This window comes from Pseudomonas sp. BP8 (genome assembly GCF_017875955.1).
Taxonomy (GTDB): Bacteria; Pseudomonadota; Gammaproteobacteria; order Pseudomonadales; family Pseudomonadaceae; genus Aquipseudomonas.
This window is the reverse complement of record NZ_JAGINK010000001.1, coordinates 2,725,794-2,750,353: the sequence shown is the minus strand read 5'-3', so window position 1 is coordinate 2,750,353 and position 24,560 is coordinate 2,725,794. Positions and strand designations below refer to the sequence as shown.

Below are 24,560 nucleotides of genomic sequence, written 5' to 3'. Positions count from 1 at the left end.
CACGCTTTTAACGCGTGCATGAAAGCCCCTACATTTTGATTGTGGAGAGCAAAATACTCGTCTCGGTGTTCTCGATATGCGGTATCGAGCGAATGGTGTTCAACGCCCGATCAAAGGCCTCGAGGGTATCCGCGCGCAACTCTGCCATCAGATCCCAGCGGCCATTGGTGGTATGGATGGCGACGACATTGGGATGCCCGCGCAGCGAATGCTTGACCTCGGCCGCATGATGGCCGCTGATGCCGATGCTGGTGATCGCGCGGACGCCCTGATCCAGCGCATCCGAGCGCAGGCGGACGGTGTAGCCGATGATGATGCCCTGCTCTTCAAGTTTGGTGATGCGATTTTGCACCGTGGCCCTGGCGACCTTCAGCTTCTTTGCCAAGGTCAATACCGGGGTGCGGGCATTGTCCCGCAGTAGAGCGATGAGCTCCCGATCCACATTATCCATGATGACGACTCAACCACTCATATTGCTATTATTAGTGAACAGATTGTCTAGAAAGACAGTAAAAATGGCAACCTGCTGGGTTCACATTGACTCAATACTTCATCAGAATTTTCATACCGGAGAACAGCCCAACAATCTCAAGCGTATACGCGGCCCTTCCGCTGCGAAAACGCACTCACCAGGTGCACAGTCATGACTTACTTTATCGATGTTCCTACTATGTCCGATCTTGTTCACGACATCGGCGTAGCACCTTTTATCGGCGAAATGGCCGCCGCCCTGCGCGAAGACTTTAAACGCTGGCCAGCGTTTGACAAGTCGGCGCGAGTGGCCAGCCATTCGCAATTAGGTGTTATTGAACTGATGCCAGTGGCCGACACCAGCCGCTATGCCTTCAAGTATGTTAATGGTCACCCTGCTAATACAGCGCGCGACCTGCACACCGTGATGGCATTTGGTGTATTGGCCGATGTGGACAGTGGCTATCCCGTATTGTTGTCTGAACTGACCATTGCCACCGCACTGCGCACTGCCGCGACGTCCTTGATGGCCGCGCAAGCCCTGGCACGCCCCAATTCACGCAAGATGGCCCTGATCGGCAATGGTGCCCAGAGCGAGTTCCAGGCACTGGCGTTTCACAAGCACCTGGGCATCGAAGAGATCGTTGCCTATGACACCGACCCGCTCGCCACGGCCAAGCTGATCCGCAACCTGCAGGACTATCCAGGGCTGACGATCCGCAAGGCTGCCTCGGTGGCCGAGGCCGTCAAAGGTGTCGACATCATCACTACCGTCACTGCTGACAAGGCCTACGCCACCATCATCACCCAAGAGATGCTCGAACCTGGGATGCACTTGAATGCTGTGGGCGGTGACTGCCCAGGCAAGACCGAACTGCACGCCGATGTGCTGCGTAACGCCAGGGTATTCGTTGAATACGAACCACAGACGCGCATCGAAGGTGACATCCAGCAACTGCCCGCCGACTTCCCGGTGGTTGACCTGTGGCGCGTGCTCTGCGGCGAAGTGGACGGCCGGCAAAGCGACAGCCAGGTGACCGTGTTCGACTCGGTAGGCTTTGCCCTCGAAGACTACACCGTACTGCGCTATGTACTCGAGCAAGCACAAAAACGCGGCATGGGGACCAAGATTGACCTGGTGCCCTGGGTAGAAGACGACCCCAAGGACCTGTTCACCCACACCCGTGGCCGCGCGGCCAAACGCCACATCCGACGCGTCGCCTGACGTTTGACCCAGCTCACAGATCGGTATTCCCAGATGCGACTTCCAACGCGTTCGATTCAAGCTCCCGCTGCCGTGGTGATGGTCAGGCCCCATGCGTTTACGCCCAACCCGGAAACAGCTGCAGACAACTCGTTCCAAAGCTCCAACCCTGACCTTGCGGCACAGGGCCTCGCTGAGATAGCCCGCGACGAGGTGACCCAGGCCGTCGGACGACTTGAAGCCGAAGGTGTCCGCGTGCACCTGTTCGATGACTTCGGTGAGCACAACACCCCCGACTCGGTATTCCCCAACAACTGGTTCTCCACCCACCCCGGTGGCCATGTCGCGATCTACTCGATGTACTCGCAAAACCGTCGCCGCGAGCGACGTGCCGACGTCATCGAGATGCTCAAGCTCGAGTACCGCGTGCAGGACGTGATCGACTACTCGGGCCTGGAGCAGGATGAACTGTTTCTCGAAGGCACGGGCGCGATGGTCTTCGACCACCTGTCCCGGGTGGCCTACACCGCACGTTCCAACCGCGCCGATCCGATCGCTCTGGAGCGTTTCAGCACCCACTTCAACTTTGAACCAATGGTATTCGACACGGCCGATGAGCAAGGCGCGCCGATCTATCACACCAACGTGTTGATGTGCGTCGCGACCGAGTTCGCGCTGGTTGGCTTCGGCACGTTCACCAACAAGGCACGTGCCGAGGACGTGCGTTTGCGGCTGATGGAATCGGGGCGGGATGTGATCGACCTGAGCAACCAGCAGATCAACCAGTTCGCCGGCAATGCTATTGAACTGTCCGGTCGCGATGGGCGAATCCTTGCCCTTTCGCGCCGGGCATTCAACAGCCTGGACGAGGAGCAACGCCAACGCATCGAGCGCTCCGCTCGGTTGGTGCCACTTGATGTACCCACCATCGAAATGGCGGGCGGATCGGTGCGCTGCATGATTGCTGGTATCCATCTCTCGCCGAGGCGATAAACCTGCAGCCGATGCAGAAGGAAACGCCCCGCCCGAAACAGGCGGGGCGTTTCCGTTAGCACTATCGGACGACACCGTCGTAACCCTGCAAGGTATTGACCGCGTTGATGCCGATCTCATCGACCATGTAGCCACCTTCCATGACGAACAGCGTCGGCACACCCACACCGGCGATCGACTCGCCAAGCCGGATGAAGTCAGTGCTGGTCAGGCGGAAATGGCTGATCGGATCATGCTCGAACGTGTCCACGCCCAAGGAAATGACGAGCGCGTCCGGCTGGTATGCCCCGACCCGTTTCAGCGCCTCGCCGAGTGCAACCTGGTAGCTGGCCCAATCCGTGCCCTTTGCCAACGGGTAGTTGACGTTGCACCCCAGGCCCCGACCAACGCCCTGCTCATTGGCGAAGCCGGAAAAATACGGGTAGGCGGTAAAAGGATCGCCATGGATCGACACGAACAGCACGTCGTCGCGGTCATAGAAGATGTTTTGCGTACCGTTGCCGTGATGGAAATCCACATCCAGGATCGCCACCCGCTTGGCCCCGCGGGCCAGGCAGTGTTGCGCAGCAATCGCAGCGTTGTTCAGGTAGCAGTAACCGCCCATGTACTCCCGCGCGGCGTGGTGACCAGGCGGACGGCACAGGGCGAATACGCCGCGCGCGCCAGCGATGATCTGCTCCATGCCAGTCAGCGCCACATCGGCACTGCTGCGCACGGCTTGCCAGGTACCCGCGGTAATCGGTGCGCCGGCATCCATGGCGTAAAAGCCGAGCTTGCCGTCGATGAAGCCTGGCTCCTGATCGATGGCCAGGTCACGCACCGGCCACACCAGCGGCAACGCATCATGGGTCTTGCCAGTCGCTGCCCATTCGGCCCAGGCGTTCTCCAGGAACGTCACGTACCGCTCACTGTGCGCCGCCACGTAACAGGAACGGTCGAAGCGTTGCTCGGCAATGACCTCGCCGAGCCTTTCGCGGGTGATCCGGGCGAGCACGGTGTCGGCCCTCTGCGGGTTTTCGAACGATGGCTTGACGGCGCCATCCTTCAGTTCCGAGCCGTGATGCAGGCGGTGATTGTGACTGAAGACGGTCAGCATGCGAATGAATCCTCCGTGGACGTTGTCGGTAGAAGATTTTCGCTTCAAGCAGGGGAAATTTCTTTGCTTTAGACTCACTAAACCCGGGCTAGACAGCAAAGGTTTTCGAAGGAACTCGACGTTATGAGAAAGACTGACCAAACGGTTGAACTGGACGCGGTAGACAAACAATTGCTCACCCTGCTGCAGCGCGATGGCAGCCTGTCCAGTGCAGCACTGGGCGAGCACCTAGCACTGACGGTTACGCCTTGCTGGCGACGCAGAAAGCGCCTCGAAGACCTGGGGGTGATCCGCGATTACCAGGCCAACCTTGATCGTCGCAAGCTGGGCTTCAATGTCATGGCGTTCGCCCAGGTTCGTTTCGACAACCACTCGGCCGATGCACCTGAAAAGTTCGAGCGGGTGATTCTTGCGCTGCCCGAGGTGCTGTCCTGCCACAAGGTCACAGGCGAGGCGGACTACGTGCTGACGGTGCTGGCGCAGGACCTCGACAGCTATGGGCAATTTGTCGAAGACGTGCTGCGCCGACAGCCCGGGATCGTATCGATCCAGTCGAGTTTGGCCTTGAGGGAAGTCAAAGCCGAAACGCGGATACCGGTCAAGTGAGCCCCGTAATCGCCATAAGTTTTCAGCACTGTCTGGCGACCCTTGTTGGCGGCATGGATCAGCCGCCCGCAATGACTCGACGCCCAGACGAGCAGCACTTCAAATTGGGCGTTTTGCAATTCTGGGCTTAATCCTGGACTTGAAATGTCCGGATACTCCCGTTCAGCAGTGGTTTGCGCTGAAACGAAAAAAGGGCCCCTAAGGGCCCTTTTTCGATGATCTACAAAATCCATAGGACTCTGTAGATCTATATTTGGAGCGGGAAACGAGACTCACATCCGCCTTCCGAGCCGTTGAAAATTAAGGCTTTTCAGCTATCCCTGAAACAGGGATAGACTCAATTCTGGCCTCAAATGACGCGGCTTGCAAGCCTTGCGATCTAACGGGGCGGCCGCCACTTCAGGCTAAGCCGCTGTGTCTTGCCCTCAGCCGTGCCACGCCGCAGCTCACCTTGACGCAAACTCATCCTGAAGCAAGCTCCTCTCGGAGGATCGAAGCCCCCTGTTCAGGCATGCTGCATGGTTCATCAAACTACTCACCTAGATGACTGTCAAACCAAGCCCCTCAAGGAGTACGTTTGCCTGAAACTTGGAGATTGTCGCCCCCTTGAACAGTTTGGCATCCACCAAGCGAAGCCCGCCCAAATCGGCCTCCCTCAAATCTGCACCATCGAATCGAGCGCCTACCACCCTGGCCTGCGCCAAGCTCCCACCGTTGACGAAGGTGGCCTTACGAAAATCACAACCCGAAAGATCGGTCTCGCTAAAGTCCAGACCATCTAAAACTGACTTATAGAATGAAACCCCAGACAAATTTGCACTATTAAGGCGGCACTCCGAAAAGGACAAGCCTAGAGATGAGGCGTCGTTAAAGTTGGCCCCAGTCAACTTGCAACCTTCGAATTTAACCTGGGACATCCGAGAACGCTGCCAGCAAGAATTATTTGCATCACAGTTTTTGAAAGTCGCACCTGATAAACTTGCTGAGCGGAAGACAGCCCCGCCTAGCCTACAGCCGCTCCAAATTGACTCTTCAAGATCGGCGTAGGAAAAGTCGGCATCAACCAGCACACACTGTTCAAACAATGCATGGCGCAAATTTAGGCGCTTCAAATCTTTATGACTTAGATCAATCCTATACAGATGCAGCGGCAGCGCATCGCCTTTGACGAAATCAGAAAGCGATCCGCTCTCGAAATCCTCCTCGGATATCTTCTCTCTAAAATCCGTCAACTTCATTGGCGCGATATTCCATCATCTCAAAAACCAAAGATTATTTTCTCTACCGACCAAAGTCAATCTTGACAATTCAGCGAGTTTCGTGACAACGACACCAGAGCGCAGCGACCATTTCGAAATAGAATGTACGGCCCCACAATGAACGACTGGATTTAGACAAATAACACTGTCGCAACCGGCCTACGGAACTCGCGGGTTCCAGGCGCGTTTAGATAAAGTGCAAAACTGACGCATATTGCTTAACAACGCCTTAGGGATACTCCGAACAAGTTGGCTCGAGCGCGCAATGAGCAGCGCATTGACGTAGCCAGACCAATTTTTCAGCCGCCAGTCGGCTCAAACCAGGGCTTTGCCCTCTTTCTTGCTTGCTATCGGCGTACCTCTCCCGCAGCACTCAGCAACTGCCGGCGCGCCATCCACAGATTCGACAGGGCAAACAGCGTGATCAGCTGCGCCGTATTCTTGGCCCAGCCGCAAAAGCGAGTCTTTACATAGCCGAACTGGGCGGATGGATGATTGTTGCTTCGACAATCGTGCCCTGCCGTAACGACAGGCCTTTGTCTTGCAGGTAGTGGTTGATGGTTTCCAGGATGCCTGCCGCCAACTTGTGTTTCTGCAGGAGGTGCCGGAATCATGATCGTCGTGTCTTCCGGAATCGGTGCGCTGAGCGTCAGTCGAGCAAACTGGCGCATCGAGGTGATTTCGTACAACGCTTCCTCCATCGCCGGATCGCTCAGCGAAAACCAGTTCTGCAACAGGGTTTACCTAAAGCGGTTTTCCACTAGCTACGGAACGTGCTCTGCGGACGCCCCAACCTAATGCCTGTGTCATGGATTCGTTAAGACGGCAATCGAATGCCTCCTCATGCAAAGCTGTACCCGAAGGCGCGTAGACTCCAATGAACATCTGCGTAGAGCCCGTGCGGGACAGCCTAACCTGCACGTCCAGGTAAGAGCCGTCACTTAGTGTTTCTTCGTGGGTTCGGTGATGAAGGGTGGGATCTGCCCAGTTCCAGTAAACCTCGCCGCGCACTCTCATACAGCCCTCCTGTAAACGTTTGAAGATGGTCATGCTCCAAATTAGCCTAGGCGAGACGGCTATCAATGCCACCTATACGCTTTGCTGACTGGTCCCGACAATTGGCGCTGCGTTGATTGACCTCTGGATTTAAGTAGACCCCGAAAGGGAGGGAGCCAAGGAGGGCCGAGAGCGCCCTGATGAAGCGACCGCTTTCGACCCAATGCCATTTGCGAGGTAAGCTCCTTGGCCCACAAGCATTGTAAGCGTCTGGCCAAGTCACCTTTCCAGCCAGCTCTGGCCATGGGTGCTTGGCAGCGCTAACTGGCATTGGGTGCCAGCCTGCCCTAAACAGGGTGAACTGGGCAGGTTTTACTATGAGTAGTTGCACGGTACGACAGAGCGATTCCAAACAGAATTGGCGGAATGCTTAGCCACTGTCCTACGCTGAGCAGCGATGACTCATAGGCCGCTTGGGGCATCTTGGTAAACTCCAAAATGAATCTGGCAGAGCATACGAGTATCAAGAAACACCCGGCCATCATCCCAGGACGTAGAATAATTAAAGACGTTCTGTAGAGCGTACAAAAAATCGCAAACAGCACCATATAAACCGCCGACTCGTACAGTTGAGTCGGATGCCTGGGAAGCAGGTCGATGTGGGGGAAGACAATTGCCCAAGGAACGATAGTTGACACGCCAACAATTTCTGAGTTAAAGAAATTGCCGATACGAATCAACCCACCGCCCAGGAGTGCCGGTACAGTGATGCGGTCTAGCAGCCAAATGTACCCAGTACCAGGATGGCGCCGGCAATAAAGCCAAAGTGATACCACTATTCCCAGCGCCCCGCCATGACTGGCTAGCCCCCCTTTCCAGATTGCAAAAGTCTCCCAAGGATGAGATAGGTACAAAGCAGGGTCATAGAAGAGCACATGGCCCAGCCTAGCCCCGATCAACGTGCCGGCCGTGAGGTAGATAAGGAGGCTATCCAGCTCTTTTTCGTTTCGTTTTTCCTGTCGGTAGATTAGACGCATCACAGCGAAGCCGAGTCCCAAAGCTGTGGCAAATAAGATTCCGTACCAATGGATAGACAGTGTTCCCAGACGAAATAGTACTGGTTCTGCGTTCCATACAGCGTAATTCTCCATTAACCTTTCCCTCAAAGCGAAACATTGTTGTCAAGGAGTCAGCCTTGGCGGCGTCCTGATAAATTTTGACTGTGAGCTACGATTCGATCTAATCAGTGAATAAGCCTTTTCTCCTGCTCATCTTGCGTAAGCCAGGCCGGTACCCACTGGTGCGGCAGCAGTTTCCCGATCTCACTAGCCCGCTGTGTCGGCAGCCTAGTCAGCACATCTTTGAGATAGGCATACGGATCATGCCCATTCATGCGCGCCGATTGGATCAAGCTCATGACCGCAGCCGCCCGTCTAACACTGCGCAGCGACCCGGCAAGCAGCCAGTTCGAGCGCCCGAGTGCCCATGGGCGTATCTGGTTCTCGACTTGATTGTTGTCAATGGGCACAGCGCCATCGTCCAGGTAGCGCGTCAGTGCTACCCAGCGTTTCAGGCTGTAGTCGAGGGCTCTGGCCGTGGCTGATCCGTTGGGCACCAGGTCGCACTCGGCCAACATCCAGTCATGCAGTTTTTTGCTGATCGGTACCGCCATTTCCTGACGTATTCGCCACCGATCTTCATCACTCATGTCTCGCGCTTGGCGTTCGACTTCGTACAAGCCGCTGATCGAGTGCAGCGCTTGTTCGGCCAGCTGGCTTTTGTTCGCGACATGCAGATCGAAAAACTTGCGACGGGCGTGGGCCATGCAGCCGATTTCAGTGATGCCTTGCTCAAAACCAGCTTTGTAGCCAGCGAAGTCATCGCAGACAAACTTGCCATTCCAGTCGCCCAGGAAGTTGCGTGCATGTTCGCCGGCACGGCTTGGGCTGAAGTCGTACACCACGGCTTTGAGCGCCGAAAACGGCGTCGTGCTGTAGGCCCAGACATAGGCCCGGTGGGTTTTCTTCTCGCCCGGCGCAAGCATTTGCACTGGTGTTTCATCAGCGTGAATCACGCCTTGGTTCAGCATGGCTTCACGCAGCGCATCGACCAGCGGCTGGAGCCGCACACCGGTTTGTCCAACCCAGTGGGCCAAGGTCGAGCGACGATTGCCAGTCCGGCGCGGCTAAAGATTTTCTCCTGCCGGTACAGCGGCAAGTGGTCGGCAAACTTGGCCACCATTACGTGGGCCAGCAAGCCTGCGGTTGGGATACCTTTGTCGATAACCTGCGCTGGTACCGGCGCCTGGATCAGTGTTTCACACTGACCGCAGGCCCATTTGCCACGTACATGTTGCTCGACGGTAAACACGCCCGGCGTGTAATCCAGCTTCTCGCTGACGTCTTCACCAATACGCTGAAGTTGGCAACCGCAGGGGCCCTGGGTGTTTTCGGGTTCGTGACAAATCACCGTGCGTGGAAACTGTGGCGGCAATGGCGCACGTTTCGGGGGTTGCCGTGGCTCGGCCTGTGGCGAAGCGGGGAGGAGCTTTTTCAGCTCTGCCTCGATAGCTTCAAGGTCTGTGTCGAGCAGGTCATCCAGCAAGCTACCTTGCGCCGGGCTGATTTGCTCGCTGCGCTTGGCAAACTTGTGGCGCTTGAGCAGGGCGATTTCGAACTTGAACTGTTCGATGAGAATTCCATCGTTCTGGATCTTCCTGCCCATCGCCTCGACTTGGGACTGCAATTGCAACGCCTGTGCCGCCAAGGCACGAAGCTGTTCCGGGGTCATCTGGTCGAGGTTGGGCGAGAAGGTCATGCCGCCGATTGTGCCAGAGCAAGCTTGATACGACGACAAGCAGGCCGGCCAAATGGCCGGCGCTTACAGCGTTCTGATCACGCGGCCTGAGCCGCACGCTGCCAAGGCAGGCCCAACACCAGCGCCTGGAGTTGCTCGCTGTCGAGTTCGACCTCACAGCCATGGCGAATGCCGGGCCAGTGAAACTTGCCTTGATTCAGGCGCCGCGCTGCAAACCAGATGTCCACGCCATCAGGCACCAGCACTTTCATCCGGTTGGCGCGGCGATTGGCGAACAGATAAGCGCAGTGCGGCTTCGCCGCACCGAACACCGCGATCACCCGGGCCAATGCCGTTTCGGTACTGGCACGCATGTCCATCGGCTCGGTGGCCAGCCAGATTGCATCGATGCGGATCATTGAGCGACAGCCCGGATAAATTGCGCGCAGCCCTCGAGATCTGAGGTTGGCCATTTCACTGTGATCACTTGGCCGGCTATGGGCAACTCGATGATCACTGACGCTTCGGCTGGCCGTTTAGGTGCGGCTTTTAGCGGGACGAATGCCGGTAGTGAAGTCGCTGCGGGCTGATCTCGATAGAGCGGCATCCATTTGCGGATGACGTTGGCATTGATACCGTGGCTGATGGCAACACTGGACACGGTTGCGCCAGGTTGCAGGCATTCCTGAACGACCTGAGCTTTGAACGGTTTCGGATAAGAGCTTCGTTGGCGCATGGAAATCCTGGCGATAAGGGTGATCGCGTCCGCTTAAAAATACGCGGACACCATCGCCCTTAAAGCTGGAGTTCGGAAGGTGAGTTCGCCGGACGCTTACCAAGCATTAACACTGCATGCCAACCAGCTTGGAGCGTTTGCCGAGAATGTACCAGGGAGTCGATTGAGCGCTCGGGACAATTGCGAGCAGAGTCCAGCCGTCTTTAAGCAGCTCATTGGCGGATGCCTGGCCAAGCACCTCGGTGACTTCGGTAGCTTCGTGCAATTGCATGGTGTGATGCAGCCCTCTAGAAAATATTGAGCGGGTAGCTGACGATCAGACGGTTTTCGTCGTAGTCGCTGGCATTGAAATTTCGTCTGACACTGGAGTTTCGCCACCGCACGGCTAAATCCTTCAGCTTTCCGCTCTGGAACACGTAACCCAGTTCTGACTCTCGTACCCATTCCGAACCGTCGTGGACATTTCTCAGCTCCACGTTATCGCCATGCACATAGCGCGTCATGAAGCTCAAACCCGGAATGCCGTAACCCACGAAGTTCAGGTCATAGCGGACCTGCCAGGATCTTTCGCGAGGATTGTCGAAGGCATGGTTGAAGGTGTTGTTCGCAAGGTAAATGCCGCCGGTCCCACCGATGCGCATCCACCCAGTGTCACCCGAAACATTTTGCAGCCCAATGCTGATCGAGTGCTGAGCGATGTTTAGGCTGAACAGAGCGGAAGCCGTCTGGTTATCCAGCGCGCCTGCCTTAGCAGCCCCCGCATCCTTGCCCCAGAAATAGCCAAGGTTTGAGGTGAGCGATACCGTTTGGCTGAGCTGCCATTTCTGAATCAGCCCAAGATAATGCTGCTTGTAGATGTCTTCCAACTCCCCCGACCAGAGACGGACAGTCGTATTTTTAGAGCTGGAGCGGTAGTCAGCGCCCAGGAATTTGAAGGAGTCCGACTGCGCTGATCCAAATGAAAGGTCCTCCATGGAGGAATCATTTCGAAGGCTGGTTTTGGTGAACTCGCCTGCGTAAAACGACCAGTTCTTGAGTTCTTGCGAAGCGATCTGAGCGCCGCGGAAAGTCTGCGGCAGGGCCCTGAAGTCGTCTGCAGTGACGATCGGGAAATTAGGCATCCACTCGCCGACCTTGACTTCGGTGTTCGACAGCTTCGACTTTACTGCAACCCCAAGCCTGCCGAAGCTTCCGGCTGGATCACCATCGCCATCCTTAGGCAACAGCAGCGCACCGTATTCCCCTGCGCCTCCGTCAAGCTTCACTGCATACTTTCCCAAGACATCCACGCCGAAGCCAACGGCGCCTTGGGTAAAGCCTGATTTGAGATCAAAGATAAACCCCTGCGTCCACTCACGAGCATGGCTCTGAGCAACGCCAGGCGCAGTGAAGTTGCGTTCAAAAAAGAAGTTTCTGAATGTCAGTGTGGCGCTAGTGTCTTCCACGAATCCTTCAGCCCACACATTGATAGGCAGAAGCAGAGTTGGAATGATGAGTACGAGGCTCTTGCGATTTGCGTGAGTGTTCAAGACCGGTCCCCTGTTGTTTTTTTTGAAGGGCTGTGTTGGCCTGTCATCGCCGGTTGAGCGGGCGAATGCCGTCCTTCCGGGAAAACGGATCGTTATTCGTGTGTGAATCAGAATCCGAATCGAAAGATGCCAAGACCCTGATACACAGGGCCCTGGTAGATGTTTCAGGTGTAGGCCAACACCGAAAATGCTCGATGCTGGCCTTGGCTCGGGATCAGACCAGGCCAGCGCTGCGCAGGGCGTCAGCGATTTCCTTGTCTGCGCCTTCGGCCAGGGGCAGCAGCGGCGAACGCACGGTGGCGTGGTCCAGGATGCCGCGGGCCACCAGGCCGTGCTTCAGGGCCACGGTGCCTTCCATGTGGGAGCCGCGGTGGTAGACGTTACGGGTTACAGGCAGCAGCTTGTCGTGGATGGCACGAGCAGCCGGGTAGTCGCGACGCTTGCCAGCAGCGATCAGCTCGATCAGCGGCTCAGGGGTCAGGCCGCCGTAGCCGACCAGGGCGCCGTCTACGTCGAACATGGTGTGCAGCAGGTACTCGTCATGGCAGGTCAGAATCTGCAGGTCCGGCACTTCACGACGGATTACTGGGATCTCGGTGTCCCAGCGACGCATGTTACGAACACCGTTCTTCATCGCGAATACGCCAGGCTGCTTGGCGATTTCCAGTTGAGTTTCCAGATCGTAGGTGGCCTTGGTGACGTCTGGATATTGGAAGAGGATCAGCGGCAGACCGCTTTCTTCATAAATGGCTTTGTAACGGTCCTGGGCGGCACCTTTCTGGTAGCCGAAGCGCAGCCAGCCGTGGGATGGGTACACCAGACCAGCAGCAGCACCGTTGTCTACGGCACGCTTGGCTTCTTCAGCCGCGACTTGAGTACCTTCGCCGGTGATGCCGGCGATGATTGGCAAACGGCCACCGACCGATTCTTTGAATGCCTGAATGACGCGGCCCTGTTCGGCCTGGGTCAGGAAAGTACCTTCACCAGCGTGACCCAAAACAACCAGACCTTTTACGCCTTCGTAACTGCCCAGCCACGAGCCCAGTTTCTGAATGGCTGCGTAGTCAACTTCACCGTCACGAGTGAACGGAGTCACTGGAGCAGGAACGAGGCCTTTCAGGTCGATGGTGTTTTTAGTGCTCATTTTTGTTACCTCTGGTTTAGTTAATTTTCGCAACTGACGCATGCGCGGGCGCAAAACACAGATTGATGTGTTCTGAGGTTGCTGCTAAGTCAGGTACCGCCGTTTGAAATTACTAGTTGAAGCTTAAGGCGAAAGTTCTTCCAAAATCCGCCCTTTCGTTTCAATTGCGAACAACGCTGTAATTGTTGCCGTGATCAGTAGTACGACTGCGAACGTCCCGAACACATACTGAACACCAACACCGGAAACTGTAAAGCCAACAATGATAGGACCCAGTGCCGAACCCATTCTCAACCAAGCACTACCCACACCAGTTCCCAAAGCGCGCAGTCGAGTTGGATAAAGCTCTGCCGAGTACAGATAGAGAGAGAACGTCACTGTTTGTACCAGTGCGTATCCCAAACCTGCCAGGGCCAAAATCTTCAGTGGTGCACTTGCGCCAGTAGTTGCCAAGAACGCCAGTGGGATGACAGCCAAGAACAACGCCCCCATATACCAGCGGCGACGACCAACTTTGTCAATAAGCAGTGCGCAAATTACTGCGGCGACTACACCGGCGGCTGACGTCATGAAACCATACGCCAAACTTGTCTCAAGCGGCAAATTGAAGTGCTGGCGATAAAGGGTTGGCAACCAAGTAATTAATCCATTGGCAACCATGTAGGAACCGAACCACATTACCCAGATCACTAACGAGCGTTTGAAGTACATGCCTTGGAATAGCTCTTTCCACCCCAACCCGTTTTTGTCCGTCTGGATCTGCGGCACCTCCACAGGTGGTTGCAGCGTTTTACCAGCTTTCACCGCGCTGTTTTCCAGGCGGGTGACGATTCGATCAGCTTCGTCCAAGCGGCCCTTAGAGGCCAGCCAACGCGGCGATTCAAACAGGAAGAAACGCAGCGGTATCAGCAGCATCGCGGGAACAACCCCCACTGCGAACATGGCTTGCCAGCCGTAAATGGGGACCAGGAAGTAACCAATTATCCCCGCTCCGACCAAGCCCAGCAGGAACATGACCTCGTAAAGGAGGAAGAATTTGCCGCGTTTCTTCGAGCCGATCAGCTCATTGATATAGGCACTGGCGACAGGTACCTCTCCTCCCGTGCCGATGCCTTGGATGAACCGGAACGCGATCATCATCGCTGCGCCGGAGGCGAATAAGCAGGCCACGTCCATGGACACGAACAGCAGAATGGTGAAGGTCAGCACCTTCATACGTCCGAGCTTTTCAGCGAGCCAGCCAAAGATCAGCGCACCAAACAGCTGGCCCAGATAGCCTGCAGAAAGGATCATGCCGATCTGCGCACCGCTCAAGCTCCACTCCTTAGCCAATACCGGCATTGCGTAGGCGATCGCAATGACGGTGTAGCCATCAAAGAATGTCGCAGCACCGATGATGTTTCGAGCCCAAAAAACCTGCTTGGTAATCGGGAGCCGCTCTAACCTGGCGCTTATATTGGCCTGGCTTTTAACCTTGTCTGGCAAGGGTTCGGTCTCTACTTGCTGCATTAACATAGCACTTCCTTTTATTATTTTGCGTTTTTCGGGGGCGAGCAGAAGCTTGCTGTGGTAAACACAGTGCAGTGGCGCAGTTAATCTAAAAAGCTGTTTTTTTGTCAGCTTTGACTTATCACGCTATGTAATCAGTTTTTCGAAAACGACCACTTCATAGCCCGGTCCACGACGGCAGCGATAAACGCGAGGAAGTTTTTTGAGTGGAGTATAGAAAGAGTCGTTTGACAACGGTGACAACCGCCCACGTCGGGCAGCGCCGGTAGTAGCGAAGTGCCGCGCTTCAACGATAGAGGCGACACTATTGAATTGGGTGCGAATGACAGCTTGCCCCAGGTGTGAACTGGGCGTAGCACGCGAGGGACATGATCCAATCACGGAGAGACTGACATTACTGCGCTTGCCTGATTCTGAGTAGACGGCACGCTTGGAGCAGGCATGTAGATTAGCAATCTGTTTCATCTTTCTTCGCACCTTTTTGTTTTTTCGGATTGCGAAAGTTTTTTCTTCTTTTCAAATAGAATATCACCATCAGTACTCAGGGCCCATCCTTTTCTAGGCCCTTCAACTGATTTTTTATTCTTTTATTCCATGCTCGCTGCCTCTGACATTCCATTCGCTTTTATGAGGTGCTTTTGACCAGCGCTGCGGCTCTTTAAGAGCCCCATTGACCGCCCACCGCGCCGATCAAACGGGCGCTGTGAATCATCTGGTTGGTCTGCACCTTCTGCAGTTTGCGCTGAGCTTCGAGGTCCAGAGTCTGCGCAGTAAGAACCTCCAGGTAGCTGATGGCACCTTCCTTGTAGCGCTGCGTGGCCAGCGTCGTGGCACGCTGCGCTGCGCCGAGCGCGTCGTTCTCATCCGATGCTTGCTGCTCCAGGTGGTTGAGCATTGCAAGGTTGTCCTCAACCTCGCGTATCGCATTCAACACCGTGCTACGGTAACGAGCAGAGGCTTCATCAAATTCGGAGACCCTTTGATCTTCCTGTGCTTGCAAGCGCCCACCTTCAAAAATCGGCAGGTGGATCAACGGACCCAGGGCCCAATAGCGATTGCTGGCCGCCAGGAGATTTCCGCTGCCGGTTGTCTGCCCACCGATCGAGGCGGTCAGTCCTATATCCGGATACATAGCGGCCCGCGCCACGCCGATACCGCGGTTGGCGGCGTAGACTCGACGCTCAGCAGCGGAAATATCAGGACGCTGCTGTAGCAAAGCGCTGGGAAGCGTTTTCGGGATATGGGGCAGTTCGGGTTGCGGATCAGGCAAGGTCAGATTCAGTTGCTCAGCAGTAGATCCGACAAGGGCGGCGACCATGTGAAGCTCTACCGCACGCTGACCAAGGGTCTCATCAAGTTGCGCTTTGGCGTCGGAGAGTTGGTGCTTAGCTCGAACAAGGTCGAGCTCTGAGGCAATTGCGCCGCGATAACGGCTTTCGACCAGCTTCAAAGCCTGGCCATAGCTGTCGATCGTCTCGCGCAGAATCTTGCTTTGCGCATTCATACCCCGAAGTCTGAGGTAATGAATGGCCAATTGTGTTTGCAATGATCGCTGAGCTTCCCGCAGATCACCTGCTGACGCATCTGCTTGAGCTTGGGCCATCGAGGCTTCGTTGCGCAGCCGTCCCCACAGATCGAGATCCAGAGAGCCGGCCAACCCCAACGTATTGCTGTTGTAGACGGAGGGCTGACTGGATCCGCGCAAAGGGCGATTGTCAGACTGTCGCTGCCGAAGGGTGGCCACGCCAGCGTCCACCTGGGGCGCAGACAAACCGGATACACCCGCAGCATACGCAGTGACAGCCTGGTAATGCGCTAGCGCCGCATGCAGATCGGGGTTTCGCTGGATCAGAAGCGCTTGAAGGTCACTCAGGGTGGCGTCGTTGAACAGGCTCCAGTCGATTGCCTCCGTGGGGGCAGTCGGTGACGCAGACTGCCACCCCGGCTCAAAATATTGTGCTGGCAAATCGACGATCGGCGCGCTGTATTGGGGTGCAAGCGAACACCCACTGATCAGGGCGGCAAGTAGCAAAAGCTCAGGCTTTCGGGGCATGGTTAACCACTCCCTCTGCCACTTTGACCTTGTCGCCAGCCCGCAAACCATCTGGTGGGTTATCGATGACCTGCTCGCCAGCCTGAAGACCCGCGTCCAGCTGCAAGAGAGTGCCCAGGTCGAGGCCTATGTGCACATCTCGAAGGGCAACAAGACCCGCTTTATCTACCACCGCTACCTGTGGCCCTGCTTTGCGGAAAATCAAACTGGTCGCGGGAACGGCCACGCTGCTCGGCCGACTGCCAACGGGTAATTCAACTTCGGCATATCCTCCTGGGAGGAGCCTGCCACCGGGGTTGCTCACTTTGAACTGCGCCATGAGGGTACCCGAGCGCTGATCAATCGAGCCTGCAGTGCTCATCAGCGTTGCATCAAAGGCTTCACCTGGACGCTCTGGAACTCGCAATTTGGCTTTGAAGTCTGCCGATAGCGCGGTGGCGTAGCTCTGGGGAACAGGCACAAGCAGTCTTAAATCATGGAGCGCAACCATGTGGAACAGCTCAGGGCCTGATGTGTTATCCGCATGTATCAGCTGGCCAACATCCGTTTTACGAGCGGTAACTATCCCGTCGAACGGTGCTCGCAGCACCTTGAACTGTCCCATTTGCACGAGTCGCTCGTAGTTCGCCTTGGCAGCATCAGCGCGGGCCGAGATAGAGCGGCAATCCGCCGCTTTCTCATCTGCATCTTGTTGAGACACGGAGTGCTCGGCCAACAGTCGCTGCCATCGAGAGGCAGTGAGACGGGCAATCGCTGCCTGGGCGCGCGCTTGCTCCAAGTCGGCCTTCGCCTGGGCAATCTGTTGGTCCAACTCTGGGCTATCGATTTCAGCCAGCACGTCGCCGGCTTTTACACGGGTTCCCAAATCAGCTGTCCAGCGCTTCAAGTAGCCACTGACCCGAGCATGGATAGGCGCATCGCTCCAAGGAGCCAATGTGGCAGGTAACCGGAGCGTTTTTTCCGATGAGTCGGCACTCGCGATCACCGTGCTCACAGTCGGCTCAGCGTGCGCAATAGCCCACGCTTCTACCGCGCTGGCTTGGTGCGAACGGACAGCGAGACCGCTGCCCACGGCGATCACGACCAAAGCCACTCCGCCCACCAAGAATTTTTTCGAGGGATTCATCGTGGCGGTTTTATTACGCGACATCCGGGCATTCTCCAGCGTTCATCAAAAGTTCGTTCGAGCCCTTGCGCCCATGGATAAGGCTGAACAGTGTTGGAACAAACAGCAGCGTTGCGCAGGTCGCCAAGATCAATCCGCCGATCACGGCACGGCCCAGTGGGGCGTTCTGTTCCGTGGAGAGTGCGGTGGGGAGCATCCCGATGATCATTGCCAGCGCTGTCATGCAGACGGGGCGGAAGCGCGTGAACCCCGCTTCAACAGCTGCTTTCAATGCGTCGCCGTGGACAGCGAGGCGCTCCCTGCAGAAACTGACAATGAGGATTGAGTTGGCTGTAGCTACACCCATACACAGAATTGCCCCTGTCAGTGCTGGTACGGAAAGGGTCGATCCGGTCAGGAACAGCATCCAGACGATGCCGGCGAGGCCTGCGGGAAGAGCGGAAATGATTACCACCGGATCGATCCAGGATTGGAAGTTCACCACGGTGAGCAGGTAAATCAGCACGATTGCCCCGACCAATCCGAACAGCAACCCACTGAACGCCTCATTCATGGCCTCGATCTGACCATGCAGCGAAGCGGAGACGCCCTTGGGGCGTATAGATTCGGCGTCTTTCAACACGCGCTGGATATCTGCTGCAACGCCGCCCAAGTCCCGGTCTTGAACATTGGCATAGAGATTGAGCGTGGGTCGGATGTTGTAATGGCTAATAACTGCAGGGCTCGACTCGCGGGTGATGGTGGCGAGGTTGCTCAGCATCTGGGTGCGCCCGTCGCTGCCAGTGATGGGAAGCGCCTCCAGTTTGCCGAGGTCATCCATCCGGTACTGCGGGGCAGCAGCTACCAAGCCATACGAAACCCCAGATTTGGGATCAAGCCAGAACGCCGGCGCGATCTGCGAGCTACCTGCCAGGGACGACGTCATGCTGTTGGTCACATCGGCTTCGGTGATACCCAGCGGAGAAGCTTTCAAGCGGTCCACGCTGACCTTGAAGGTCGGGTAACCGGTCGGTTGCTGCAGCCTTAGGTCAGCAATGCCCGGAATCAACCGGAGCCGCTTTATCAACTCTGCGGCAAATGTACGGTTTGCTTCGTCGTTGGGCCCCGAGATCTGCACGTCCAGCGGAGCAGGAGAGCCGAAGTTGAGGATTTGACTGCTCACATCAGCCGGCAGGAAGGAGAAAGTGGTGCCTGGGAATTCGGTAGGCAATTGCTCGCGCAGGGCTTTCACGTAGGCAGCAGTATCCGAATGCCCCTCCTTCAGCTCAATCTGAATGTCACCATCATGAGGCCCCGTGGTACCGGTGTTGTTGTAAGCCATGTTGATACCCGACGCAGGGATACCAATGTTGTCCATGATGGTTTCGAGCTGGTTGCCAGGAATAACTTTGCGAATCGAGTCTTCGATCCTGTCGAATATCGCGGCGCTTTCTTCGATCCGAGTACCAAGAGGCAGGCGGACATGCAATGCAATGGCGCCGCCGTCCACGGCCGGGAAGAAATCCTTGCCAAGCGTTGGTACCAGCAGGAATGAGGCAAGTACGCAGCCCAGGAACGAACCGAGGAACACACGACGACGTGCCAGGGCGAAGCGCAGCACATAAAGATAGTGATCGCGTATGGCGGAGAACCGTTTTTCGAAGCCTTGCTGGAACGCGACAAGCCCTTTGGTCATTCGACCGTGAGGGTGATCGCCTTCGTGGTGGTTCAGGTACGGTTCTTCAGGGTGGCGACCTTCGCCCGACTCGACCTGGTGTGGCTTGAGCAGGAAGAGCGCCATCGTCGGCACCAACGTCCGCGAGAGCAGGAACGATGAGCCCATCGCGAAGATGACCGCGAGGGCCATGGGGCGGAACAGATAGCCGGCGATACCATTTAGCAAGAACATCGGTACGAACACGATGCAGATGCAGAGCAGCGATACGAATGCTGGCCCTACGATCTGGCGAGCGCCATCGAGGATGGCGTCCCTGACCGACTTACCTTGTTCCAAGTGCCAGTTGATGTTCTCGATGGTAACGGTCGCATCGTCGACCAGAATCCCGACCGCAAGCGCCAAGCCGCCTAGGGTCATGACGTTCAAGGTTTGCCCGGTGACCGACAGCAGCGCGATTGCCGAAAGGATGGCCAGCGGAATGGAGGACGCAATGATGACGGTGCTTCGCCAGCTGCCCAAAAACAATAGAATCATCAAGCTGGTGAGCACGGCCGCGATGATTCCCTCGTGCGCCACGCTTTCCACAGAGGCCTTCACGAACACCGAAGCATCAGCGAGTAACGACGTTTTCAGCGAGTCCGGAAGGACCTCGTACATCGCGGGGAAGGCCTCGCGGATTTGCTGAACGATCGATAGGGTCGAGACCGCGCCGTTCTTGAGCGCAGGCATCAGCACCGCACGCCGACCATCTACACGCACGATGTTGGTTTGCGGCGACGAACCGTCATGCACGTGAGCGACCTGACCCAGCGTGATGGTGACACCATTCACAGTCTTCACCGGCAACTGGTTTAGTGCATCAACAGCCACCGGGCTGTTGTTCAACAAAACGGTGTACTCCGAGCGATCAAGCTTCAGCGTGCCCACCGGAATGATCTGGTTCTGGGCAGACAGCGCCTTGCCAATATCCTGGGCGGAGAGTCCTTTGGCTGCCAACGCTTGAGGGTCCAGATCCAGGGTGATCTGCCGCTGCTTCCCGCCATACGGGAAAGGCATGGCCAAGCCTTCGATACTGGAAAGCTGAGGGCGAATACTGTTGAGCGCCAGATCTCGAATCTTAGCTTCGGACAGCGAGCTGCTTGAGAACGCCATCTGCAAGATCGGAACCGTGGAGGCCTTGTAGTTCAAGATCATCGGTGGAGTGATGCCGGGAGGCATCTGCTTCAACACCGTCTGGGAAATCGCTGTGACCTGGGCATTGGCCGTGCGGATGTCCACACCAGGCTGGAAGAAGATTTTGACAATACCCATCCCAGGGAGCGACTGAGATTCGATGTGCTGGATATCGTTAACGGTTGTCCCAAGCGCACGTTCGTAGGTGTAAATCACCCTGCCGGCCATGCCATTCGGCGAAAGGCCGTTGTATTGCCATACAACCGCGATAACCGGGATGTCGATGTCGGGAAACACGTCGGTTGGGGTGCGCAAGGCAGCAAGCGGACCGACGATACAAATGAGGATGGCGAGGACTGCAAAGGTGTAAGGCTTGTGCAGTGCCGTCTTGACTAGGCCAAGCATGAAAACTCCAACGGTGATGCAGGCGGCAGCGGTATCGCCGCCAGGTGCGCAAGAACTGGTGCGCTAAGCGAAAACTGGAAGAGGTGCAGAGGTCGGTCGATCAGCGATTGGTACACACACCAGCCAGGCGACGGTAGGAAACGGTCTTCACTGCGCCCTGAGAATCCTCGTAGGTCATGGTGGCCTCAACGACCTGGCAGGTCGGCGGGTTTGGCTCGTTCAGCTTGATGACCTTCGCGACATCCAAACTCTCTCCGTACTCATACGGGGCGGGATCGGCCTGGACAGCGACCGACAGGGCACTGGCCAAACAAACCAGGCCGAACAGGACGGCGTGTTTCAACTTGTTCATCTCAAGGCTCTCGTTTTCTGATCGAGCCTGAATGCTAAATCCCGAGGTGCGTGAAAAGTTTGTCCCTTGTGGGATGGTTTGTGTGTGTTATGCACCTGATATCTGTCAAATCTGTCAGAAATGTATCAGACCTGTATCGGGCCGATTGTTCAGCTCTTTTCAAAACGCCGGCCGTACCTTAGGCTGAAAGGATTCGACTACATCAGATGGTTTACAAATGAGTTCCAGTCAGCACATTGCAATCGTTGATGACTATCCGGACATCCGCGAACTGGTTGCGCAATATCTGACCCAAGAAGGCTATCGCGTGACAACTGTGGCTGATGGGGTTGCACTCAGAGAATTGCTAGATAAGGAGTCACCGGACTTAATTGTTCTTGATGTCATGATGCCGGGTGAAGATGGATTAAGCCTGTGCAGACACATCCGCTCTCGCTCTAATACTCCCGTTCTTTTTTTAAGTGCCCGCACAGAAGACTTAGACGTCATACTCGGCCTTGAGATGGGGGGCGATGACTATCTCAAAAAGCCCTTCAATCCCCGTGAATTGCTGGCTCGGGTCAAAGCCCTGCTCCGTCGGGCCATCCCCGCCAGCGAGAGTGTTTCCAGCCTGGTGGAGGGGTCCATCCGCTTCGGCGAATGGGTTCTCAACTGTAAGCTCAGAGAGTTATTGGGCACTGACGGCGTGTCAGTATCACTGAGTGGTACCGAGTTCAGATTACTGGCTGCGCTATTAGAAAGGCCAGGTGAAATCGTGACGCGAGACGAACTTCTAAGCAAAGTCTCTGGTCGCACTAGCGAACCGTTCGATAGAAGTATCGACAACCAAGTTAGTCGACTTCGCAGAAAAATTGAGCCGGACCCTAAAAATCCGATTTATATCAGAACCCATTGGGGCGGCGGCTACGCGTTCGTGCACCCGGTTTCCAAATCAACATGAAATTACGAAACCCTAATCTAGCCGCAAGATTCATCGGGCTCATGCTTTTGGCGCTGATCGTCTCGCAAGCGCTGACCCTCAGTATTTTTTGGGACGAGCGCGCAGGGGCGCTGAGGGAGGTGGCGAAGTCTGACTTTCTGAGTCGAACCTCTTCCCTGGCTTCACTCTTGGACCGAATGCCCGTGGACGAACGGCAGATGACGCTTCAAGTCAGCAGCACCGCTTACGAGCGGTTCTGGCTGTTTCCAGCTTCACCGAGCCAGCCTTCAGAGTGGTGGAAGTTCGCTCGCCGACATCTGCTTGAACCGTTAAGCCATGGACAGCCGCTGGGAACGCTGCAAATGCAATTCCGAAGCGAAGATGAGGTTCCACCGGCAACGATTGATGCGACGGCTGCGTGGTCTGTGCCAGGCGAAGCTTTATGGCCCTCTACCCGAACGGCCAGGTTCATCTACTTGCCGCAGCTCAATGTCATGGGGGTGGCCACACCGCTGAATGATGGCACCTGGTTACATGCGGCTTACGCTAAGCCGGTCACGGACTCACCGTTTAGTCGCCGAGCATTGGTATCCCTCGGTATCACCGCGTTGGCCCTAACCTTGATTGCCGTGTTGATCGCTCGGGGTATCAGCCAGCCACTGCGAGATTTAGCGCGTGCCGCCCAGAGATTGGGCCGAGGCCATTCAGACACGGAGCTGCGCGAGCACGGCCCAGAAGATATCCGTCGCACCGCCCAGGCCTTTAACCAGATGCAACGCAGGATTCAGCGCTTTGTAGATGATCGCACGCGCATGCTGGCCGCAGTGGGTCACGACCTTCGAACCCCGTTGACTTCGCTCAGGCTGCGCGTTGAGTTCATTCAGGATCCGGAGATACAGCGCAAGATGCTGGCGACCCTGGACGAGATTACGGCGATCACTGAAGCCGCAATCGGGTACGGCCGTGACAATGCTGTGACCGAGCCAACCAGGACGATGGACATAGGGACCTTGGTCGAAAGCTTGTGCGAAGACTTGGTCGCCTTGGGAATGGCCGTGTCTTTCTCCTGCAGCTCAAAAGTCATTTTGGAATGCCGGCCTGACGCGCTGCGGCGAGCTATCCGAAATCTCATCGAGAATGCTGTGAGGTACGGTGAGAGCGCAGACGTCCGCGTTTACAGTGCAGATAAGCATGTTCACATTTCGGTGAAGGACAGGGGAAACGGCATCCCTGTTTCCGAGCTTGAAGCGGTATTCACGCCCTTTTATCGGTTGGAACATTCCAGAAACCGTAATACAGGCGGGGTCGGCCTCGGTCTCTCTATCGTGCGCTCCATAGCCCGTCAGCATGGCGGCGAGGTCAGTCTGATCAACCACGATGCAGGGCTGGAGGCGGTCATTTCGCTACCTGAAAACTAGTCTGGCTGCTGAAATCTGAGGTGGGATGAAGGATCGCCTGGTGCTATTCTTTTTGAACGATTTTTTTCGCATTCCGAAAACAAGAATTACACCAGGTAGATATCGCGCATGGCTCCTAGAACATCAACAAAAAGCGAAACGCCCGCCGCTGACGAAGATAAAAATCAGCGCAGCACAGTGCAGTCTCTTGCCAAAGGATTTCGAGTCTTGGAGGCGTTCACAGCGGAAAGCGACGAGCTGACCCTGAGCCAGATCGCTGCCAAAGCCGAGCTCGATCCTGGCACGACTTACCGCATGCTGAATACGCTGGTGGACCTCGGCTATGTTTCTCGAATTCCTGAGAGCAAGCGGTTCTCCCTCACCCTCAAAATCCTGAACCTAGGCTTCCACGCCATTGCTCACACGGACCTGCGCAGTCTGGTTCGCCCTGTGTTGAGGGGACTGGTCAGCGAAACCAGTGAAGCGGCAAGCTTCGCCGTGCTGCAAGGCGCAGACGTTCTTTACCTGGAGCGTGTCAGGGCCGGTATCACTCGGCTTGGAGTGGACATTCGCATTGGTACAACGGTGCCGGCCTGCCAGACAGCGATCGGCCAGTCGATCCTCGCGTTCCTTCCTGATCACGAGGTTGAGCGCATCAAGGAGCTATCCTCGACCACATCCTTCATGAGCAAATCCCTCTCTCGGCCATTGTCCGAGGTGTTGGGGCAGATTCGTAAGGATGGGTACATCATCACAGACTCCCTGTTCGCCGAAGGCCTGCGCATCCTGGCGGTTCCGGTCCTGGATATCGATGGCTACCCTGTTGGCGCTATCAGCATTGCAGCGCCGGCTGTGCGGTGCACCACGGAGGAACTTGAACGTCGAGCGCTGTCCGTGACCGTCGCCGCGGCGAAGAATATCGGGCGAGCACTCCAGGCTAGTGGGAGCATCAACTCAAGCCCGTAAGACTACCGCTAAGCGATCCCCGTAATAGGCCGAACAGCTTCTCATGCACGCGCACTGGCGTATGGGCTAACCCCGGACGCCATCAGCGGAGATATACGTCGCCTATTTCGGGAGCACCGCATATCTATTCGGCAAGGATCGATGTTCGTCGACCCTCTTCCGATCGTACTTCC

The 24,560-nt window shown here is 56.2% G+C and carries 21 protein-coding genes and 2 pseudogenes; 6 read left to right on the top strand and 17 right to left on the bottom strand.

Annotated elements, in window-relative coordinates:
• Positions 1-28: 28 nt before the first annotated feature.
• Positions 29-451 (bottom strand): Lrp/AsnC family transcriptional regulator, encoded by a 423-nt coding sequence (locus J3B00_RS12015; protein WP_119141876.1) that lies wholly within the window; start codon positions 449-451, stop codon positions 29-31.
• Between the two features lie 192 nt (positions 452-643).
• Here J3B00_RS12015 and J3B00_RS12010 point away from each other — a divergent pair, with 192 nt between their 5' ends.
• Positions 644-1,696, top strand: coding sequence for an ornithine cyclodeaminase (locus J3B00_RS12010; protein ID WP_209867711.1), 1,053 nt, complete (start codon positions 644-646; stop codon positions 1,694-1,696).
• Positions 1,697-1,774: 78 nt separating this feature from the next.
• Positions 1,775-2,668: an arginine deiminase-related protein gene (locus J3B00_RS12005; RefSeq protein WP_209874804.1), complete on the top strand. Its 894-nt coding sequence runs from the start codon at positions 1,775-1,777 to the stop codon at positions 2,666-2,668.
• Between the two features lie 61 nt (positions 2,669-2,729).
• Here the strand turns inward: J3B00_RS12005 and J3B00_RS12000 are convergent, their stop codons facing one another.
• Complete coding sequence (locus J3B00_RS12000; protein WP_209867710.1) at positions 2,730-3,764, bottom strand: histone deacetylase family protein; 1,035 nt, start codon at positions 3,762-3,764, stop codon at positions 2,730-2,732.
• A 123-nt stretch (positions 3,765-3,887) separates the two neighbouring features.
• On the opposite strand from J3B00_RS12000, the gene J3B00_RS11995 reads away from it, so the two are divergent.
• A complete protein-coding gene (locus J3B00_RS11995) occupies positions 3,888-4,370 on the top strand; it encodes an Lrp/AsnC family transcriptional regulator (protein WP_209867709.1) in 483 nt (160 codons plus the stop codon).
• A gap of 539 nt (positions 4,371-4,909) precedes the next feature.
• On the opposite strand, the gene J3B00_RS11990 is transcribed toward J3B00_RS11995, so the two are convergent.
• From J3B00_RS11990 to J3B00_RS11925, 15 genes and pseudogenes are all read right to left on the bottom strand, one after another.
• Entirely contained in the window at positions 4,910-5,608 is a 699-nt protein-coding gene (locus J3B00_RS11990; RefSeq protein ID WP_209867708.1) for a pentapeptide repeat-containing protein, read from the bottom strand.
• Positions 5,609-5,976: 368 nt separating this feature from the next.
• Positions 5,977-6,366, bottom strand: a pseudogene (locus tag J3B00_RS11985) (transposase); the annotation flags it as partial.
• 7 nt (positions 6,367-6,373) lie between these two features.
• The gene (locus tag J3B00_RS26560; RefSeq protein WP_245362776.1) at positions 6,374-6,646 is read right to left on the bottom strand and encodes a hypothetical protein; all 273 of its coding nucleotides are present in this window, start codon (positions 6,644-6,646) and stop codon (positions 6,374-6,376) included.
• Positions 6,647-6,972: 326 nt separating this feature from the next.
• Positions 6,973-7,776: a prolipoprotein diacylglyceryl transferase gene (gene lgt / locus J3B00_RS11980; protein WP_209867707.1), complete on the bottom strand. Its 804-nt coding sequence runs from the start codon at positions 7,774-7,776 to the stop codon at positions 6,973-6,975.
• Between the two features lie 92 nt (positions 7,777-7,868).
• Positions 7,869-9,442: pseudogene (locus tag J3B00_RS11975) on the bottom strand (IS66 family transposase).
• Positions 9,443-9,519: 77 nt separating this feature from the next.
• Positions 9,520-9,840, bottom strand: a complete 321-nt coding sequence (gene tnpB, locus J3B00_RS11970; protein ID WP_209867706.1) for an IS66 family insertion sequence element accessory protein TnpB — start codon at positions 9,838-9,840, stop codon at positions 9,520-9,522.
• Positions 9,837-10,157, bottom strand: coding sequence for a transposase (locus J3B00_RS11965; protein WP_209867705.1), 321 nt, complete (start codon positions 10,155-10,157; stop codon positions 9,837-9,839). The genes tnpB and J3B00_RS11965 overlap by 4 nt, the downstream gene beginning before the upstream one ends.
• Before the next feature lie 106 nt (positions 10,158-10,263).
• On the bottom strand, positions 10,264-10,428 hold the full coding sequence (locus J3B00_RS11960; RefSeq protein ID WP_209867704.1) for a hypothetical protein: 165 nt from the start codon (positions 10,426-10,428) through the stop codon (positions 10,264-10,266).
• A 16-nt stretch (positions 10,429-10,444) separates the two neighbouring features.
• Positions 10,445-11,686, bottom strand: a complete 1,242-nt coding sequence (locus J3B00_RS11955) for an OprD family porin (RefSeq protein WP_209867703.1) — start codon at positions 11,684-11,686, stop codon at positions 10,445-10,447.
• Positions 11,687-11,900: 214 nt separating this feature from the next.
• Entirely contained in the window at positions 11,901-12,830 is a 930-nt protein-coding gene (locus tag J3B00_RS11950) for a dihydrodipicolinate synthase family protein (protein ID WP_209867702.1), read from the bottom strand.
• A gap of 123 nt (positions 12,831-12,953) precedes the next feature.
• On the bottom strand, positions 12,954-14,339 hold the full coding sequence (locus tag J3B00_RS11945; RefSeq protein WP_245362535.1) for an MFS transporter: 1,386 nt from the start codon (positions 14,337-14,339) through the stop codon (positions 12,954-12,956).
• A gap of 658 nt (positions 14,340-14,997) precedes the next feature.
• A complete protein-coding gene (locus J3B00_RS11940; RefSeq protein ID WP_209867700.1) occupies positions 14,998-16,392 on the bottom strand; it encodes an efflux transporter outer membrane subunit in 1,395 nt (464 codons plus the stop codon).
• The gene (locus J3B00_RS11935) at positions 16,376-17,542 is read right to left on the bottom strand and encodes an efflux RND transporter periplasmic adaptor subunit (protein ID WP_245362534.1); all 1,167 of its coding nucleotides are present in this window, start codon (positions 17,540-17,542) and stop codon (positions 16,376-16,378) included. The genes J3B00_RS11940 and J3B00_RS11935 overlap by 17 nt, the downstream gene beginning before the upstream one ends.
• Positions 17,532-20,753, bottom strand: a complete 3,222-nt coding sequence (locus J3B00_RS11930) for an efflux RND transporter permease subunit (protein ID WP_209867699.1) — start codon at positions 20,751-20,753, stop codon at positions 17,532-17,534. Before J3B00_RS11930 ends, J3B00_RS11935 begins: the two co-directional genes overlap by 11 nt.
• A gap of 100 nt (positions 20,754-20,853) precedes the next feature.
• Positions 20,854-21,105 carry a DUF2790 domain-containing protein gene (locus J3B00_RS11925; RefSeq protein ID WP_209867698.1) on the bottom strand — a complete coding sequence of 84 codons (252 nt, stop codon included), beginning with the start codon at positions 21,103-21,105 and terminating at the stop codon, positions 20,854-20,856.
• A gap of 217 nt (positions 21,106-21,322) precedes the next feature.
• On the opposite strand from J3B00_RS11925, the gene J3B00_RS11920 reads away from it, so the two are divergent.
• The 3 genes from J3B00_RS11920 (at position 21,323) to J3B00_RS11910 (ending at position 24,387) form a co-directional block, all read left to right on the top strand.
• Positions 21,323-22,045 carry a response regulator gene (locus tag J3B00_RS11920; RefSeq protein WP_209867697.1) on the top strand — a complete coding sequence of 241 codons (723 nt, stop codon included), beginning with the start codon at positions 21,323-21,325 and terminating at the stop codon, positions 22,043-22,045.
• On the top strand, positions 22,042-23,442 hold the full coding sequence (locus tag J3B00_RS11915) for an ATP-binding protein (protein ID WP_209867696.1): 1,401 nt from the start codon (positions 22,042-22,044) through the stop codon (positions 23,440-23,442). Before J3B00_RS11920 ends, J3B00_RS11915 begins: the two co-directional genes overlap by 4 nt.
• A 108-nt stretch (positions 23,443-23,550) precedes the next feature.
• Positions 23,551-24,387: an IclR family transcriptional regulator gene (locus J3B00_RS11910; RefSeq protein WP_209867695.1), complete on the top strand. Its 837-nt coding sequence runs from the start codon at positions 23,551-23,553 to the stop codon at positions 24,385-24,387.
• The last annotated feature ends 173 nt before the right edge of the window (positions 24,388-24,560 follow it).